Source organism: Photobacterium sp. GSS17, assembly GCF_028621875.1.
In the GTDB taxonomy this organism is placed as follows: Bacteria; Pseudomonadota; Gammaproteobacteria; order Enterobacterales; family Vibrionaceae; genus Photobacterium; species Photobacterium ganghwense.
This window is the reverse complement of the sequence record NZ_CP117518.1, coordinates 24,925-42,398: the sequence shown is the minus strand read 5'-3', so window position 1 is coordinate 42,398 and position 17,474 is coordinate 24,925. Positions and strand designations below refer to the sequence as shown.

15 protein-coding genes are annotated in these 17,474 nt (G+C 53.8%); 8 read left to right on the top strand and 7 right to left on the bottom strand.

Going from position 1 to position 17,474, the window contains the following annotated elements:
- Positions 1-14 precede the first annotated feature (14 nt).
- From PGW97_RS16615 to PGW97_RS16590, 6 genes are all read right to left on the bottom strand, one after another.
- Complete coding sequence (locus tag PGW97_RS16615; RefSeq protein WP_273860166.1) at positions 15-839, bottom strand: ABC transporter ATP-binding protein; 825 nt, start codon at positions 837-839, stop codon at positions 15-17.
- A 23-nt stretch (positions 840-862) separates the two neighbouring features.
- Positions 863-1,789 (bottom strand): ABC transporter permease, encoded by a 927-nt coding sequence (locus PGW97_RS16610; protein ID WP_443147146.1) that lies wholly within the window; start codon positions 1,787-1,789, stop codon positions 863-865.
- 56 nt (positions 1,790-1,845) lie between these two features.
- Positions 1,846-3,189 (bottom strand): CmpA/NrtA family ABC transporter substrate-binding protein, encoded by a 1,344-nt coding sequence (locus tag PGW97_RS16605; RefSeq protein ID WP_273860661.1) that lies wholly within the window; start codon positions 3,187-3,189, stop codon positions 1,846-1,848.
- 307 nt (positions 3,190-3,496) lie between these two features.
- Positions 3,497-4,072, bottom strand: coding sequence for an ANTAR domain-containing response regulator (locus PGW97_RS16600; protein WP_273860165.1), 576 nt, complete (start codon positions 4,070-4,072; stop codon positions 3,497-3,499).
- 72 nt (positions 4,073-4,144) lie between these two features.
- The gene (cobA, locus tag PGW97_RS16595) at positions 4,145-4,924 is read right to left on the bottom strand and encodes a uroporphyrinogen-III C-methyltransferase (protein WP_273860660.1); all 780 of its coding nucleotides are present in this window, start codon (positions 4,922-4,924) and stop codon (positions 4,145-4,147) included.
- A gap of 122 nt (positions 4,925-5,046) precedes the next feature.
- Entirely contained in the window at positions 5,047-7,932 is a 2,886-nt protein-coding gene (locus PGW97_RS16590; RefSeq protein ID WP_273860164.1) for a nitrate reductase, read from the bottom strand.
- Between the two features lie 672 nt (positions 7,933-8,604).
- Here PGW97_RS16590 and PGW97_RS16585 point away from each other — a divergent pair.
- The 8 genes from PGW97_RS16585 (at position 8,605) to PGW97_RS16550 (ending at position 15,426) form a co-directional block, all read left to right on the top strand.
- A complete protein-coding gene (locus PGW97_RS16585) occupies positions 8,605-9,003 on the top strand; it encodes a DUF2170 family protein (RefSeq protein WP_047884900.1) in 399 nt (132 codons plus the stop codon).
- Positions 9,003-9,689 (top strand): PspA/IM30 family protein, encoded by a 687-nt coding sequence (locus PGW97_RS16580; RefSeq protein WP_273860163.1) that lies wholly within the window; start codon positions 9,003-9,005, stop codon positions 9,687-9,689. Before PGW97_RS16585 ends, PGW97_RS16580 begins: the two co-directional genes overlap by 1 nt.
- Positions 9,690-9,709: 20 nt before the next feature.
- Positions 9,710-10,753 carry a potassium channel family protein gene (locus tag PGW97_RS16575; protein ID WP_047884902.1) on the top strand — a complete coding sequence of 348 codons (1,044 nt, stop codon included), beginning with the start codon at positions 9,710-9,712 and terminating at the stop codon, positions 10,751-10,753.
- Positions 10,754-10,768: 15 nt separating this feature from the next.
- A complete protein-coding gene (locus tag PGW97_RS16570; RefSeq protein WP_047884903.1) occupies positions 10,769-11,404 on the top strand; it encodes a YjfK family protein in 636 nt (211 codons plus the stop codon).
- Between the two features lie 45 nt (positions 11,405-11,449).
- Positions 11,450-11,866, top strand: coding sequence for a DUF350 domain-containing protein (locus PGW97_RS16565; protein WP_047884904.1), 417 nt, complete (start codon positions 11,450-11,452; stop codon positions 11,864-11,866).
- A gap of 10 nt (positions 11,867-11,876) precedes the next feature.
- Positions 11,877-12,494, top strand: a complete 618-nt coding sequence (locus PGW97_RS16560) for a DUF1190 family protein (RefSeq protein WP_047884905.1) — start codon at positions 11,877-11,879, stop codon at positions 12,492-12,494.
- Positions 12,495-12,955: 461 nt separating this feature from the next.
- Positions 12,956-14,989 (top strand): S8 family serine peptidase, encoded by a 2,034-nt coding sequence (locus PGW97_RS16555; RefSeq protein ID WP_273860162.1) that lies wholly within the window; start codon positions 12,956-12,958, stop codon positions 14,987-14,989.
- Between the two features lie 14 nt (positions 14,990-15,003).
- Positions 15,004-15,426, top strand: a complete 423-nt coding sequence (locus PGW97_RS16550; RefSeq protein WP_273860161.1) for a S8 family serine peptidase — start codon at positions 15,004-15,006, stop codon at positions 15,424-15,426.
- 491 nt (positions 15,427-15,917) lie between these two features.
- On the opposite strand, the gene PGW97_RS16545 is transcribed toward PGW97_RS16550, so the two are convergent.
- On the bottom strand, positions 15,918-17,300 hold the full coding sequence (locus PGW97_RS16545) for a cytochrome-c peroxidase (protein ID WP_273860160.1): 1,383 nt from the start codon (positions 17,298-17,300) through the stop codon (positions 15,918-15,920).
- Positions 17,301-17,474: the final 174 nt, after the last annotated feature.

The window sequence follows — 17,474 nt, the reverse complement described above, 5'->3', positions numbered from 1 at the left end:
CCAATCGGCAGTCATTACGCCACGCGTTGCTTGCCGGCCTTGTCGCCAATCGCCTCGACCTTGCGCTGTTTTTCGTAAAGAAAGCAAAGCACGCTCTGTCGCAGGCGCTGATAAACCGGATCGTCCGCCAGCGCGACCCGTTCACGCGGTCTAGGCAGGTTGATATCCAACACTTCACCAATGGTGGCCGCCGGGCCATTGCTCATCATCACAATGCGATCAGACAGCAGTACCGCCTCGTCCACATCGTGGGTGATCATGATGACGGTGTTGTTCAGTTCGGCCTGAATCGCCATCAGGGCATCCTGCAAATGGGCTCGGGTCAGAGCATCCAATGCCCCGAACGGTTCATCCATCAGCAAGACTTTGGGCTGCATCGCCAGTGCCCGAGCAATACCGACCCGCTGTTTCATCCCGCCGGAAATTTCGTCCGGCCTTTTGTCATGGGCATGCTCCATCTGCACCAGTGTCAGGTAGTGCATCACCGCTTCCCGGATCGCCGCAGCGGGCTTGCCTTTACTAATCTGCTTCACCGCCAGCTCGACGTTCTGGTACACGGTCAGCCAGGGCAGCAGCGCATGGTTTTGAAATACCACCGCTCGCTCCGGTCCCGGCCCGTCGATTTCCCGCCCTTCGAGGATCACCCCACCGTCTGTCGGCTCCAGCAGTCCGGCCACCAGATTCAGCACGGTCGATTTACCACACCCGGAATGGCCAATCAGAGAGATGAACTCGCCTTGGTTGATGGTGAAATTGACGTCTTTGAGTGCCACAAACTCACCGGCAGGCGTCGGAAAGCGCATTCCCAGATAACTGAGTAACAAATATTCGCGTGACATAGTGTTCTCCTTATTTCCGCTGCCTAACGCAGGCTGAGCTGTTTATTCCAGGAAAAATGGCGTTGTAGACTGAGCATGCCGCGATCCAGCAACAGCCCGATAAAACCGATGGTCACAACGGCGACCATGATGCGCCCGAGCGACGCCGAACTGCCGTTCTGGAATTCATCCCAGACGAATTTGCCAAGACCCGGGTTCTGGGCCAGCATTTCCGCTGCGATCAGCACCATCCAGGCCACCCCAAGCGACAGGCGCAGCCCGGTAAACACCATAGGTACTGCCGACGGCAGCACGATGGTACGGACATGCTGCCAGCGCGACAGCTTGAGCACCCGGCTGACGTTGTGGAGATCGTTATCAACACCGGTGACACCGACTGCGGTATTGATCAGGGTTGGCCAAAGGCTGCACATAGCGACGGTAAACAGGGAATTCAGAAACGATTTCGCCACCAGCGGATCATCACTGACATACACCGCGCTCACCACCATGGTGACAATCGGCAGCCAGGCCAGTGGTGAGACCGGTTTCAGCAGCTGGATCACCGGGTTGAACGCGGCATACAGCCCTTTGTTCAGACCGAGGATGATCCCCGCCGGGATAGCAATCACCGTGGCAAGCAGGAAACCGGCTGCGACGGTCAGCAAGCTGGTGCCAATCTGATCGAAAAATGTTGGTTTTCCGGTGTATTCTCGCACCCGGATTTCCGCCTGAGGATCCTGAGCCAGTCGCGCTGCGTTGCGCTTTTCCTGTCGTTCATAAAATGCGGCTTCCTGATCCCGCTCTCGCTGATGCTCTTCCACCAGCCCGCGGAATTGCTGCCAGGTCTGGATTGGCCCGGGTAACGTCCCGAGCGAGGTCTGAACCTGACTTGCCGCCAGATGCCAGACCAGTAAGAAAATCGCGATTCCCAGTAATGGCAGAGCGATCCCGCGGCTGTGCTGAATCATCCGCGCCGGTTTCGGCAATGCCGGAAGTGTAATGATTGACGCCATGATGAGTCTCCTTACAGTTTGTCGTTGCCTTTCAGCCCGATCGTGAATTGATCGAGATAGGCGTTCGGATAACGGCCATCAAAAGTGATCCGGTCGATAAAGCCCGTTTGCGGGTCGCGAAAACCATCTTCGGCGACAAAATCCGGAAAGTCTGCGGCTTTCATTTTGCCCTCTTCAATCAGCGCCTCAGCGGCCTGACGGTAGATATCCGGTCGGTAGACTTTTTTCGCTATCGACATGTACCAGTCGTCAGGCTTAGCTTCGGGAATCTGTCCCCAGCGACGCATCTGCGTCAGGGTCCAGATCGCATCGCTGTAATAGGGATAAGTGGCGTGGTGACGAAAAAACACGTTGAAGTCGGGGGCCGGGCGCTTGTCGCCCTTTTCGTATTCGAAGGTGCCCGTCATGCTGTTAGCAATAACCTTGGCATCCGCTCCGACATACTGACTGCGGGCCAGCATTTTTACTGCGTCTGTCCGGTTAGCATTATCCTGCTCGTCGAGCCAGTACGCGGCACGGATCAGCGCTTTCACCACCCGGATATGGGTATTCGGATTGGCTTCCGCCCAGGCTTTGCTGACTCCGAACACTTTTTCCGGATTATTCGGCCAGATGTCGTAATCAGTGATCACCGGTACCCCTATGCCTTTGAACACGGCCTGCTGATTCCATGGCTCTCCCACGCAGTAACCCTGAATGGTGGCGGCTTCCAGCGTGGCGGGCATCTGCGGCGGCGGCGTAACACTTAGCAACACATCCGCCTGACGCTGGCCGCTGTTGTCACCCTGCTGTGGGGCGTAATAGCCGGGATGAATACCACCGGCCGCCAGCCAGTAACGCAGTTCATAGTTATGGGTTGAGACCGGAAAGACCATGCCCATATTGAACGGCTTACCCTCAGCTTTATAAGCTTCAATCACCGGTTTGAGCACATCGGCTTTGACCGGATGATTGGGTTTGCCGTCTGCGGCTTTATCAATCTGCGGTTTAATCGCGTCCCAGACACTGTTGGCCACGGTGATGGCATTACCGTTCAGATCCATACTGAATGCCGTGATCACATCGGCTTTGGTACCTATGCCGATGGTGGCGCCAATCGGCTGACCAGCCAGCATGTGAGCACCATCCAGCTCACCATCAATCACCCGATCGAGCAGCACTTTCCAGTTCGCCTGCGCCTCCAGCGTGACGTACAGCCCTTCGTCTTCGAAATAGAAGTTCTCATAGGCCACCGCAAGTGGTGCCATGTCGGTCAACTTGATAAAGCCGAACTTCAGCTCGTCTTTTTCCGGTGGCCCTACCTTAGCCAGCACCGGCTGTGAAAACAGCCCGGCGCTGATCACACTGGCTAACATCCAGCCATTCACCTTTTCCATACCTTTTCCTCTTCCTTAGCTCGTCAATTCAAACCTGCTTCACCACTCACCCGCTAAAAGCTCAAATCCACCAACAGGTCAAACAACGTCACTTCAAACAAAAACGCCGCTTCCCCAGCGGGGGAAGCGGCGTCGCTTAATGTGTTTGAATTGTGTGTTGCCTGACTGAAATGATGCCTAGCTGAAACGGGGGCAGCCTGAAAAACTGCGTTTACCGGTCATGTTTTGCCAGTCAGTTTTAATATTCCCAGCCTGCGCGTGTGCCACTCAGGAACCCTTCGGCTTACTATTGTTGACCGAGGGCCACCAAAATATTTTGCGCGATCTGACCCAGACTTTGATTGTTTTCCATCGCGGTTCGGCGTAACAGCTGATACGCCTCGGCCTCATCCAGCCCCTGTAATTTCATCAACAGTCCCTTGGCCTGCTCTACCCGTCGCCGATCTTCCAGCCGCCGGGTGACGGTTGCCAGCTCTTTGACCAGCTGACATTGTACGGCTCTGACCTGCATGGCCCGCTCCACCCAAACACTCAGCGCCGTTGCCGAGTCGCCAGGCAGTAACACGTAGCCATTTGGCCGAGGAAGCCGATCTATGTCGTGATGATCCAGCTTGCGTACCATCACCACCAGCGGCCAGCGTTGCTCTCCCGCCTCTTCAACCAGCAGTCGCAGTTCCGCATCCGCCCGTGACCAGCTGAGCACCAACACACTGTGCGGCAGCTGGGTGAGCAGCGTCGGCAACTGGCTAAACCGGCAACCGATCACATTGTCGTACTCCACGGCCAGTTTACCGGTCAGTCTGGCCTGCTCCCGGGTGCAATCACTGCACACCAGTATATGTTTCACTTCAGACTTCGCCATGAACCACCACTTATCCTGTCGGCCCTGACTCTTGGCCTTCACAGAGATCTAAGCAAGCAGTTCGCCACTTCCTCATACTGAGGCAAAAAACACCTCTTTAGGGGTAAGCTGGTGTTGTTTCGCTAACGTAACTGATTGATTTAAGCTTTCTCGCAAGGAGACAACGTCACCCACAATCAGCAACGCCGGAGATATCCCCTTCAGCTGTTGCCCCAGTTTGGTGAGATTGCCCAATGACGACACATGCACCTGCTCGTCCGGAGTACTGCCTTTCACCACCACGGCCAACGGGGTGCTGCCCGGCAGCCCTCCCAGCGTCAGACCGCTCTGGATCTCCTTGGCCTGCTCCAGCCCCATATAGAACACGATGGTCTGCCCGGCACCAATCAGCTGAGCCCAGGCAGGCAATGCGCCGGACACCACATGACCGGTAACCAGCGTGACCGAGCGGGAAACTTCCCGATGTGTCAGCGGAATGGATGCGGACGCAGCACAGCCGATAGCGGCCGTGATCCCGGGGATGAATTCAAACCTGATCCCTGCGGCGGACAACGCCAGCCCTTCTTCGCCGCCACGGCCAAAAATCAGCGGATCACCGCCTTTCAGCCGCACCACATACCGTCCGCTGCGGGCTTTATCGATCAGAATCTGATTAATCGCCGTCTGCTTCAAACTTGGTTGTCCGCAACGCTTGCCGACATACACCCGTTCTGCAGCCGGATTTGCCATTGCCAGAATCTCATCACTGACCAGCCGGTCATACACCAGCACATCCGCCTTTCGGATGGCCTGATAGGCTTTCAGGGTTAGCAGCTCAGGATCGCCGGGACCGGCACCGACCAAACTGACCATTGGATCTAAATGCCGCCCTTGGCCGGGCACACTTTGTAACGAGTCAGCCGTGATTGCCGGGCTGGCTTCCAGCATTGTCACGGTAGCGACAATATTATCCCCGAGAGGCTTGCTTTCCATGCTCATGACTTCTCTCCTTCCGATTCTGATAATGGCTGATTATCCAGTGCCTGTTTGAGCAGTGCCTTGACTTCACTCAGGCACGCGCCGCAATTGGATCCACATTTAAGTTTCGCCTGCAGCCCGTTCAGACTGGCGATACCCTCCCGGCTGACAGCCTGCTGAATCTGCCGGTCGGTAACCCGAAAACAGCTGCACACCAACTGTGCTGGCGCCTGCCCGGCCGCAGCCAGCGTCAGAAATGCACTCACCGAAAACGCTTTATCGAACAGGGCGGCATACGCTTGCGGCTCAGCCGTCAGCGGTCGGGCGCTAACCAGACACAGAGCGTTCAGTGTCTGCTCTGCCAGTAACAAGGCAGCCCAGCTCCTGTCACTCGTCTGCTTGTTCGCCGGGCTGTTTAAGCATGGTGGATTTGTCTCACTCGCCGGTTCAGCAAGATTACTGACACTTTGCCCAAGTCCGTCCAGTATCAGTATCTGATGCGAGCTGGCGTGAGAATAAGGGTTACGGTGGTGCGAACCGGCATACAGGCTCGCTTTGGTCAATGGCGAGCGACAGGCGAAGCGCCAGATGTTAGCGCTGAAGCCGGTCTGAAAACTGAGGAAATCCGTTTCAAATGGCGGTGGTTGCTCGCCAATCCACAAGCCATAACTGGCCACTTCAGGTACTGACAGGCTGATCTGTGCCGACTTAAATGCCGGTTGGCCGGATACCACATCCACGACCGGTGGCACCAGTTGGTTAACCCGGCTGGCAAAGCCGAAATCACCAGCCCAGTGCATTGACATATACAGTTGCCGCGCTGACAAACCCTCGTCATAGGCCAGCTTAGCGAGCACCGAGCTGTCGTTCAGGTTCAGTTGAACCAGCTGTCCGGCATCGAGAGAATACTGGCGGGCGCTCAGCGGATGCATGTACACCGTGGGCTCAAATTCATTCTCAGCCAGCCGGGCAATATGGCCGGTACGAGTCATGGTATGCCATTGATCCCGCTGCCGCCCGGTATTGAGCCACCAACCCTCCGAGCCAACGTTATTACCATTACTGCTGGTGCTGACATCGCGGCTATTGCTGATAATGCGGCCAAAAACCGATGTAGCATGCGCAGCCCCCTCAACAGATACAGGTGGGACGTCAGACCGCACTGCCACCAAGTTGGCACGACCGCTTTGCGTCGGAAACTGCCCATCACTGAACAAATGACACTTCCGGCCCAACGGCCAGCGTTGTGGCTGCCAGCGGGCATAATCGTCATCGCTCAGTGTCGCCAGTTCGGAGAGGTCAAACTGCAACGAAGTGTCACGGTTGATGCCACTCAGTGCCGCAAATTCACGGAAAATGGCGGAAACGCCGGGAAAATCAAACCCTCTGAACCCCGCCCTCTTGGCCACTTCACAGATTGCCCACCAGTCCGGGCGAGCCTGTCCCGGTGCGGGCAAAAATGCCCGCTGGCGGGTCAGCATGCGCTCAGAATTTGTCACCATCCCTTCTTTCTCCCCCCAGCCCGCCGCCGGCAGCAAAATGTCCGCATACGCCGCAGTGTCAGCATCCGGTGAAATATCAGAAACCACCACACAGTCGCAGCGCTGCAGAGCCTCCACCACTTTTCGGCTGTCCGGCAGCGAGACCACCGGATTGGTTGCGATGACCCAGACAAACTTGATACGCCCGTCATACATGGCATCAAACAGATCGACCGCTTTCAGACCGGGACGCTCCGCCATGTTCGGCGCCTGCCAGAATGTCTGCACCGCCGCCACCGAATCCGGGTCAAAACCACGGTGCACTGCCAGCTGATTGGCTAGCCCGCCGACCTCTCGCCCCCCCATCGCATTGGGCTGCCCGGTCAGCGAAAACGGTCCGGTGCCGGGCTTGCCGATCCGCCCCGTTGCCAGATGGCAGTTAATGATCGCATTGGCTTTATCCGTCCCCGAGGCAGACTGGTTCACGCCCTGACAGAACAGTGTCAGCGTGTTGGGGTTATCCCGAAACAACCGATAAAAAGCCTCCAGGGTATCGCGGGTGATTCCCAGCGCATCGGCCGCCGCCGTGAGCTGATACACTTCGCGGCTAATCTCCTGCTCCAGCGCCGCCATACCTTCACAATGCTGAGCAATGAACGTCGTATCCAGCTGGTTTTGTTCATGCAGGTAACGCAACAAGCCGTTAAACAACAAGACATCGCCATCATTAGCAATAGGCAGGTGCAAATCAGCCTGCCTAGCGGTAATGGTCCGTCTTGGATCAATCACAACCAGGCGCAGCGCCGGGTTGCGTTCCCTTGCCTGCTGAATCCGGCGAAACAGCACTGGATGGGTCCAGGCCGTATTCGCGCCGACAATCACGATCAACGACGCTTTCGTAATATCATCGTAATGAACCGGTACCAGATCTTCGCCAAACGCACGCTGGTGCGCCGCAACCGCAGAGGACATACAGAGGCGGGAATTGGTGTCAATATTGGCTGAACCGACAAAGCCTTTCATCAGCTTGTTGGCCACGTAGTAATCTTCCGTCAGCAATTGCCCGGAAACATACATCGCGACGCTATCCGGGCCATGTTCGGCAATGGTCGAAGTCAGCTTTTCGGCAATGGTACTGATGGCCTGATCCCAACTGATGTTGTGGACATTTGCCTGCTGACGCAACCTCGGATACAGCAAACGGTTAGGTAGTGACAGACTCTCTTTCAGGGTGGCCCCTTTTACGCATAATGCCCCCTGATTTGCCGGGTGATTATCATTCCCACGGATCTCGGTACACCCGGCAGCACCGCGTAATCTCCCCTGATCCACGTCGATGTTAACCCCGCAGCCGACCCCGCAATAGGGACAGACAGACTGAATCGTTAGCGGCGTTACCTGTTCCATGTTCTTCCCGCTCATAACCACTCCTTTGACGCAACCAACAAGCAAAAAAAAGCCACACCCCGTAAAGGGCGTGGCCGCATTGCCTGAAAATCATAACCTGAGATTGTATGTACTTTATGCAAATGACTTCATTACTGAACGCATGACATCGCTATACGATGGACTGGCTAAACGAAAGACATGGTTAAAGCTAATGTTTCATTCGCCTGATTGACAATGCATGATTCAAGCCAACATCCGCTATTAAGAGGCCATCAGGCATTCTCACCGTCCTCCCAGCGCTGCTGCCACCAGCACCCATCTGTTGTCGAAAACAGTTACGTACCAGCAGCAAGCGCTTCAAGTCGAGGGGAAATGAGGCCAACGAGGCGGGATAGAAGTGCGATTGGTGGATCCCTGCTCACCAAAGTTGAGCAAGCTTGCCCTGTTTTGGTGATGGTGAAGGTGAAGGTGAAGGTGAAGGTGAAGGTGAAGGTGAAAAAACATACACAGGACACCCCTTCGATTCCAATTGCCTCGGAACTCACGTCCGGAATTACAGTCAGTAAAGTTACGTTCTCTTTATTACCTCACAAAAATCGCAACAAATGCATAGCACACTATGGTAATTAGACCGTCACACTTCATAATATGAAATCTGTTTTTTATTCCAAACAGACACAAAGCCATAAAGGATAGGTATCGAATATGACATGGCAATTATCTGAGCTTCATACTCTCCTGAGTGAACACGAAGGATGGCAGGTTGAAGCCAACGAGCAAACTCTGATTATCCGCAACGAAGACAACATTGAAGCGTTTCTGGCCATTGCCGGTGAACAGATTCTGGTTGAAGTCCTACTGTTTGCCCAGCATCAGGTCAAAGACGTTGCGGCTTTGAACGAAGAGATCCTGCGTACTCACAAGCTGTTCCCACTCTCGACCATCGGGATTAACGAGATTGATCACACCAGCTATTACGTCGCATTTGGTTCTTTGTCTTCACAGTCAAAAGCCGAAAGTGTGGTGATTGAAGTGGCGACCTTGTTCCGCAACGTCGAAGCTTTCATTGAACTTTATCAGGATCACTTGCAGGAGATCGCATAATGAGCGTTTGGAAAAAACTGTTCACAGCCCTCAAAGGCGGTGTCAACGAAACAGCCGAAGCGGTCGCAGACAGTCAGGCACTGCGAATTCTGGATCAGGAAATTCGTGAAGCGAAAAACGAGCTGCGCCGCTCTGATGAAGCATTAGTCGGCATCGTGGCCAAACGTAAGTTGTCTCAGCAAAAGGTCGACAACTTCAGCAAAGGTATTGAAGAATACGAAGGCCATGCCCGTTCTGCCATGGAAAAAGGCCAGCAGGATCTGGCGCTGGAATGTGCCCAGAAGGTTGCAAACCTGCGTAATGAACAGCAAGCTGAACAAATTTACCTGGATCAATTTGTCGCCTCTGAACAGAAAATGCGCTCTAACATCAGCCAGGCAAAAGACAAATTGCGTCAGCTTGAGCAACAGGTTGATGTGGTGAAAGCCAACGAAGCCGTGCAAAAAGCTCAGTCTGCTGTTTCAGCCACCAATGTCGGTGCTAACACCAAAATGCACACGGCAGTCGAATCACTGGAACGCATCAAACAGCGTCAGGCAGAGAAAGCCGCCCAGTTAGAAGCCGCGGCAGAAATGGCCGAAGCCCAGTCAGGCAGCAGCCTGGACAAGAAGCTGGCTGATGCGGGGATTACTTCAGGCAAATCGGCCTCTGCGGAAGACGAGCTGAAACGTATCCTCGGCCAGTAACAGACCATTAAGGAGGAACAATGTCTCTGTGGCTTGTGTTCCGTCGCTGGGCTGCGTCCCAGTTTCACGCCCTGAGTGGTCGAAACCTCCTGCTGATGATCCTTGGCTACACCGTAGTCAGTTATCTCCTGCTCACCCTTGCCGGTGAGCAGGCGCTTGTCTCGCCTGTAACCGATTACCTGTACTATTTGGTCGTCACAGCGTCCACAGTCGGTTACGGTGACATGTCTCCGTCGACAACGGCCGGAAAATGGATTGTCATGCTGGTTGTGATACCAGGCGGCTTGGGCCTGTTTGCTCTGACTCTCGGTCGAGTAGCCAGTGTCCTCATTGAATATTGGAAACAAGGCCAGTTAGGCAGAAGGAAAGTAACGGTGAATAACCACATTCTGCTGCTGGGGTGGAACGAGCAGCGCACCCTGCACCTGATAAAAATGCTGCAATACGAAGAGAAAGGCCACCGAGCGATTGTCTTGTGTGTACGTGCCGATATTGAAAACCCGCTGCCGGGTGAAATCGAGTTTGTCCGTGTGCCAAGCTTTACCGACAGCGATGGCATGGCGCGTGCCGGCGTTGACACCGCCAGTTGCATTCTGATCGATAACCCGGAAGACGACATCACTCTGTCGGCCGCCTTATTCTGTGCCAACCGCAATCCGCAGGCGCATCTGCTGGCTTATTTCAACGACGAATCGCTCAGCGTGCTGCTGAAACACCACTGTCCGAATGCGGAGTGCATTCCGTCTGTGGCAGTCGAGATGCTGGCAAAATCGGCAATCGATCCGGGATCCAGTGAACTGCATCATGAGCTGCTCAGCACCCACAAGGGAATGACGCAGTATTCCGTTCACTATCCCGAGAACGAGCCTGCCACTACCGTGGGTGCCCTGTTCGGCATCTTTAAAACCGATTACGACGCGATTCTTATCGCCGTGGACAGTGGTCAGGGTGTGGCGCTGAATCCGTCACTGGATATTTCTGTACCTCCAGGTGCAAAAATCTTTTATATCGCTGACGAGCGGGTTGAGCATTTCAACTGGTCTCGCATTACAGCGAGTTCATGACCGACCGGAGTCGTTATGTTTGACTGGTTTAAAAAGAAAAAAGCCCCTGAAGCCCAACCGGACCCTAGTCCGGAGATCATGGGACTTCGCCTGGGTGGCGCTTTCGAACTGGATGATCTCAAGCTCAAGCTGATTGAGCCTCAACTCATTATCGAAGGTGCCTCGCGCACTCAGCTGATCAAGGCGGTTGGGGAAGTCCGGCTGGATGCACAAACCCGGCTGTTGCGCTACTACACCGATGACGACGGCTTCATTCAGGTGCTGACGCATGGTGATAGCGAGGCTGATATCAGTGAAGTGAAACTGTATTACTTCTATGAATCTCGCCCGATTGATTCGCCGTCCCAGTGGCAGTCGATGCTGGATAACCAGATTGTCCAGTCGCACTGGGAGCTGGAAGGCCATCGTTTTGACAAAGTGTGGGAAAATACCCGCCCGGTGGCCATGACGGAAAAAACCTGGCTGGAAAACGGTACTGTCTCGGAAACCGATCAATTTGTAATGGTCTACGAGCGGGACACCGGTGACGGGCAGTTTGAATCCCTGATGGTTGCCGGAGAAGAGAAAATCTACCGCAATCAGGCTGAACGTTGCCTCGCGCTGAGCACCGGTTTCGACTTGTCTCCGACCGACTTCCGATTAATCGGATAATTTTTCAATGACACCACTTAATCAACTTAACCAAATGGAATCCACATGGAAGTAATTGCTCAATCTCTTGCTGGCCTTGGCTCATTTCTGCTGTATTTTTCACTGTCTCTGGTGTTCTTGCTGCTGTTTAAATTCGTCTATGTTCGCTTCACCCCGCATGACGAATGGAAACTGGTAAAAGAAGAACAGAACATCGCGGCGGCGATTGGTCTGTCAGGTTCGATCATCGGCTACTGTCTGGCTATTGCTGGTGCTGCCAGTAACTCCGTGGGTCTCATCGACTTTGCGCTATGGGGTATTGTGGCACTGCTGGCACAAATGCTGGCTTTCTGGATTCTGCGCTTTGGCTTCATGCCACGTATCGTTGAACGTATCGAAGCGGGTGAAATTCCGGCCGGTATCATGATGGCGGCAACATCGGTTTCAGTCGGTCTGCTCAATGCAGCGTGCATGACCTACTAAGGGGGCTGACATGAAACGCAGTAAAAATGTCGTACTGGCCAGTATGCGCAAAAACTGGCGTCCAGCCAGTGCCGTGCCGGTTACCGTCGCTTTTGCCAGCTTCGCACTGTCAGGCTGCAGTGACAACGGCCAGGAAGCAACCATCTACGAAACGCTGAAAGATTGTGAAAGTGACAATCCGAGTTATACCCAAGAGTGTAAAGCGGCCTACCAGAATGCACTGGACGAAGCCGCCCGCACTGCGCCGAAATACAACAGCCGGTATGACTGTGAATCAGAATTTGGGGCCAATGCCTGCGTGCAGTCCCAGAGCAACAACTGGTTTATGCCTGCAATGGCAGGGTTCATGTTTGGCCGAATGATGGACCGGGACCGCGGGTATTACTCACAACCCATGTTCTCGTCCTACTACCCGGGCAGCACTTTCTACAACCGCTGGACGACGGCAGACGGTTATGACTACGGCAATAGCCGTTATAAAAAGTCCAAGGTAATCGTCAGCCGCGACCATATGAAACCAAAACCCACGGTTACCCGTACAATTTCCCGTGGTGGCTTTGGCTCAACTGTCGCCGCAAAATCCAGCTGGAGTAGCAGTAGCCGCTCTTCTGGGAGCTGGGGCGGATAACGCGTTACGGTCAGCAGTAAAGCGGCTGGCCAACAGACCCCGGAGTGGCATTACGCCGCCCCCAACGACCTTTAAGCCAGCCGGTTCAACCGGCTGGTTTTTTTATACCTTTTTACACCTTACCTATGTGCCATCCCCCGGCAGATGAATACATCGCTGCATAATATTCCTTATCGCGCCCAACACCGCATAAAAAGTCAATTAAAAGACATAATTTTCACAGCATAAACTTCTTTCGAATTACAACAAAAGAGATTAATTCTCATTTTCAATGTTTACCTATCCAGTTGATAATTTGACCTTATCGCCAAGATTTGAACATATTTTATAAACTTACTCCATTTTCGTTCGCCTCTGAACTATATGTAAGCCGTTGCTTAGCGAGCACTATTTCGCTATCCGAGCAACAAACACACATTTATAAAATGAAAAATATATTCAACAAAAAAGGATAAAATCACATGCAAAGGACACACACCCTAGGTTGGCTGGGATGTTCACTATCAGCAGTGGCGATGGCTGTCAGTATGAGTACGGCGGCACAGGCGGATGAACTGGCGAATTTTAGCAAACCGGAAATGCCGGTGAAATACATTGTCAAATTCAAAGATCAGCCTGAGACGGGATTATTCAGTTTCCGCTCACTCTTTTCCGGTCCTCGGGTTGCGGGCGAAGCACTACTGACACGCCATAAAGCCAAAGGCATTGAAAAGATTGGTTCTCATCCCGCGTACAGTGCCGAACTGGATTCTCAGTCAGTGGCCGAACTACGCAACAATCCGGATGTGGAATACGTCGAAGTCGATCCACCTCGTTACCTGCTGAGTGAAACCCTGCCTTGGGGCCAGACGTTTGTCGGCGCGACGCAACTGGATGATTCAATGACCGGTAACCGTACCGTCTGTATTATCGATTCGGGTTACGATCTGGCGCATAACGACCTGAGCGGCAACAGAGTGAACGGTACCAACGACAGCGGTACCGGCAGCTGGTCAGTACCGGGCAACAACAACGCACACGGTACGCACGTTGCGGGCACGATTGCCGCCATTTCTAACAATGAAGGCGTGGTGGGGGTAATGCCTAACCAGAACGTGAACCTGCACATCGTGAAAGTGTTCAATGAATCTGGCTGGGGGTATTCATCAGGGCTGGTGAAAGCCATCGACACCTGTGTGAACAATGGCGCTAACGTGATCAACATGAGCCTCGGGGGCAGCCAGTCGAGCCGCACCGAAGAAAATGCACTGGCCAACCATTACAACAACGGCGTCCTGCTGATTGCAGCAGCGGGTAACGATGGCAATACCGCACACAGCTACCCGGCTTCATACGATTCTGTCGTGTCTGTTGCCGCCGTGGATAACCAGGAGCATCACGCTGACTTCTCTCAGGCCACAAACCAGGTTGAAATCGCGGCACCGGGTGAAGCCATTCTGTCGACGGTCACACTGGGTGAAGGCCGTCTGGCGAATATCACTCTGAACGGTCAAAGCCTTTTCGACCGCGGCATTGTGCCACATAACCGCCTGGTTAACCGTGGCGGCTCATTTGTCCCAGAACCGGTTCCGGGCAGTGTGACAGCACCGCTGGCCGTGTGTGACACCAGCAATGGCAATTTCAACTGTGGCGATATGACGGGCAAGATCTGTCTGACCGAACGTATCGGTAACCAGAGCTCTGGCGTCTATCCGGAAGTTGATGCCGTTGCCGCCTGTTACAACGCCGGCGCATCAGCCGCTGTCGTATACAGTAACAATGAGCTGGCAGGCTTGCAGAACCCATTCCTGGTTGATCGCTACGACAGCTACAACATGATCTCCGTTTCGGTAGACCGCGCGCTGGGTCTCGAACTGGCGAACCAGGCAGGCCAGCAGCTGACAGTTTCCAGTACGATCAATGAAGACTACGAGTACTACAACGGGACATCCATGGCGACGCCACACGTTACTGGTGTTGCAGCCCTGGTGTGGAGTTACCACCCTCAATGTACAGCCCAGCAGGTGCGTCAGGCGCTGCGCGCCACAGCGAAAGACATCGACGTTGCCGGTCGTGATGACCGTACCGGTCATGGTCTGATCAATGCGGTAGCAGCGAAAGAGTACCTGGATGCAGGCTGTAACGGTCCGGACGGCGGCCAGACCGGAACCGGTATGGATTACGAAAATACCCAGTCTGTCAGCATTCCTGATAACCAGACGACAGGTATCACCAGCACGCTGGCTGTCAGCCATCAGGGCGATGCCGGTGTCGTGACCGTTGATCTGAACATCACACACACTTACATTGGTGACTTGAATGTGACACTGCTCGCGCCAAACGGTGACTACGTGGTACTGCACAGCAACAGCGGCGGCTCAACCAACAATATCGTGCAATCTTACCAGGCTGACTTCAGCGGCGTAGAAGCCAACGGCACCTGGCAGTTGAAAGTTTACGATAATGCCCGTCGTGACACTGGCACCCTGAACAGCTGGGGTCTTCATTTTAACTAATCAGGGGAATCACTATGATGCACCGAATCCCGACACTGTGCGTTCCGCTTTCGATGGTAATGCTCAGCGCCAGTTGCTCTGCTGATGAGAGCCTGCCGCAAAACGGGCAGCCACAACCAGTTGCCCCGGTTTCTGTCCCAGCGATGGGGCAGATCAAAGTGGGGCCGGTTCAACACCCTGTGGTCACGGGTAATACCGAAGACAGCCACGGGACAGGCAGCTTCTACGTGAAATATCTGCCGACACAGGAAGCCAGTGCGAAAGCGCTGGTTACCCGAGCCGGAGGAGAAATCACCGAGGTCATGGCTGATCATCAGGTTCTGGTGGTCACTATCGATTCTCAGGGACTCGCCATACTGGAAGCCCACACGGCAGAAAATCAGGCGGCAATTGAGTACATTGAACCCAACCCGGTTCGCCAGCTGTACTCACCCTAGCGACTGACGGTGAGCACCGGCTAAGACCGGAGAACGGGATTCGGCACCCTGAGTGATCCCCGGCTAAGATGACATGAGTAAAAAACTCATCACCAAAGAGAGGCATTCGCCTCTCTTTTTTTGTTTGCCGCTTACGCCTGTATATTCCAACGATATGTTTCGTCTACGTACTCAGGCCATATGGGCCGTTGCTGCTCTGCCCACTTGCCCATTCGTCCTTTTAACTTTTTGTCCTTCCTATCCAGCTCATCTCAAGGCAACCCACCAAGGTCACCAACCGGAGATTCAGCCCCAGCGATCGCTCAAACGCAGTGATCACAAAAACACAGTGATCGAAAAAAACAGTGATCGCACGATGCAGCCCGCACGTATGTATTGCTGTGACTCGTTCACTTTGTCTGATTTTCTACTTAAGTTTCTAACCTAAGCCAGCCTGCACATGTGTGCAGGCTTTTTTTTCGATTCATTACCCGGTGTTTTCTCCTTGGATTTTACTCTGAGCCAGTACTCTCCGGCTGTGTCATCAAGGTAAAGGGGGTGCCAAACATTGGATTGGTCAGGAAATTCTCATCCGTCAGGGCATTCATAAAGGCGACCAGCGCATCCTTTTCTTCCTGCGTCAGCTCCATCCTAACGGGTGGGCCGCCGACCTGCCCGTTCGTCGTAAGAATCGGACTCAGACTTGGATGGCGCTGAATCCCGCTGTTGTAAAACTCCACGACGTCATCCAGAGTCGCAAAACGGCCATCGTGCATATAAGGCGCCCCCACACCGATATTGCGCAGCGACGGCGATTTGAAGAAACCGTTCCCCGCCCCCTGATCGGCACTGGTGTTCGCGTCCAGTCCATTAACATGTGCCTGATCCATGGTGTGCGCCGAGGTTTGATGGCAGGAAATGCAGCCCAGGGATTCACGTTCTGAGCCAGGGAAACCCGAGAACAGCTTCAGTCCCAACATTTCCTGCTCGGTAAATACCGAGGCAAAATTTGGGTTATTCCATTCTCCGGCAGCAAATGCTTGATCATATTTGGACTCATAACTCACCATACTGCGGATAAACTGCGCCATTGCTTTAGAAATCCGCTCGCTGGTAATGGCCTCATCGCCGAACGCCTGAGTAAAAAGATCAGCATAAAAACTGGTTTCACCGAGTTTGGTTTCCAGATCAAACAGGTTCATGCCCATTTCAATCCCGTCCTGAATCGGCATCAGCACCTGATCCTCAAGCGTACGGGCACGTTCATCCCAGAAAAATTTCCGGTTCTGATAATACGTCGCATTGGTCAGGCTCATGGAATGGCGACCGGTTTTTCCGCCGTCGAAGCCGTCACTCAATACTTTCGGATCGGTAAATCCGTGTTCCTGAATGTGGCAAGATGCGCACGACACACTGTTATTTTTCGACAACCGAACATCGTAAAACAGCACCCGCCCCAGATTCGCTGCCGGATTGGTGACCTTGTTGTCAAACGGTGTGTTGTCCTGTGAAGCCACATCCCCAAACGGTGACGAGATACGTGTGTAGTACTGAGGCTGGGCGGCCAGATAAGCCACATAATCGTGAGTGACTGACACGTCCGGCAGCGGCAGGCCATCAATATCCAGTTTCGGCACTGGTGGCGGAGGCGGATCTTCTGGCACAGGCTCTTCGGTGGTGGGAGGTGTCGTCGGAGGCGGATTTTCAGTCGCAGGCGGTGCCGTCGGGTCGCCGGTTCCGTCTGGATTATTATCAGGCGTCGACGTGTCATTGTTGACAGGTTCTTCGACACTACCGGTGTTATTTGCCAGGTTAAGCTCATCACCGGAATCATCGCGGCAAGCGGTGACAGTCGCTAATAACACGACCGCCCAGATATAACGAGAGGCATTCATGCAGACACTCCATCCTAGCCCAATGGGTACATCACTCTCAGCAGCAAATTCTTAGTATTCTGCCTATATCATCAACATTAGTGGGGATAAGCATGTCTTGATTCTGACATGTGAGAAAAATGCCTATGCGGCAAGTAGTTAACAAAAGCGTGATGGATGGGAAATGGCTAAAAA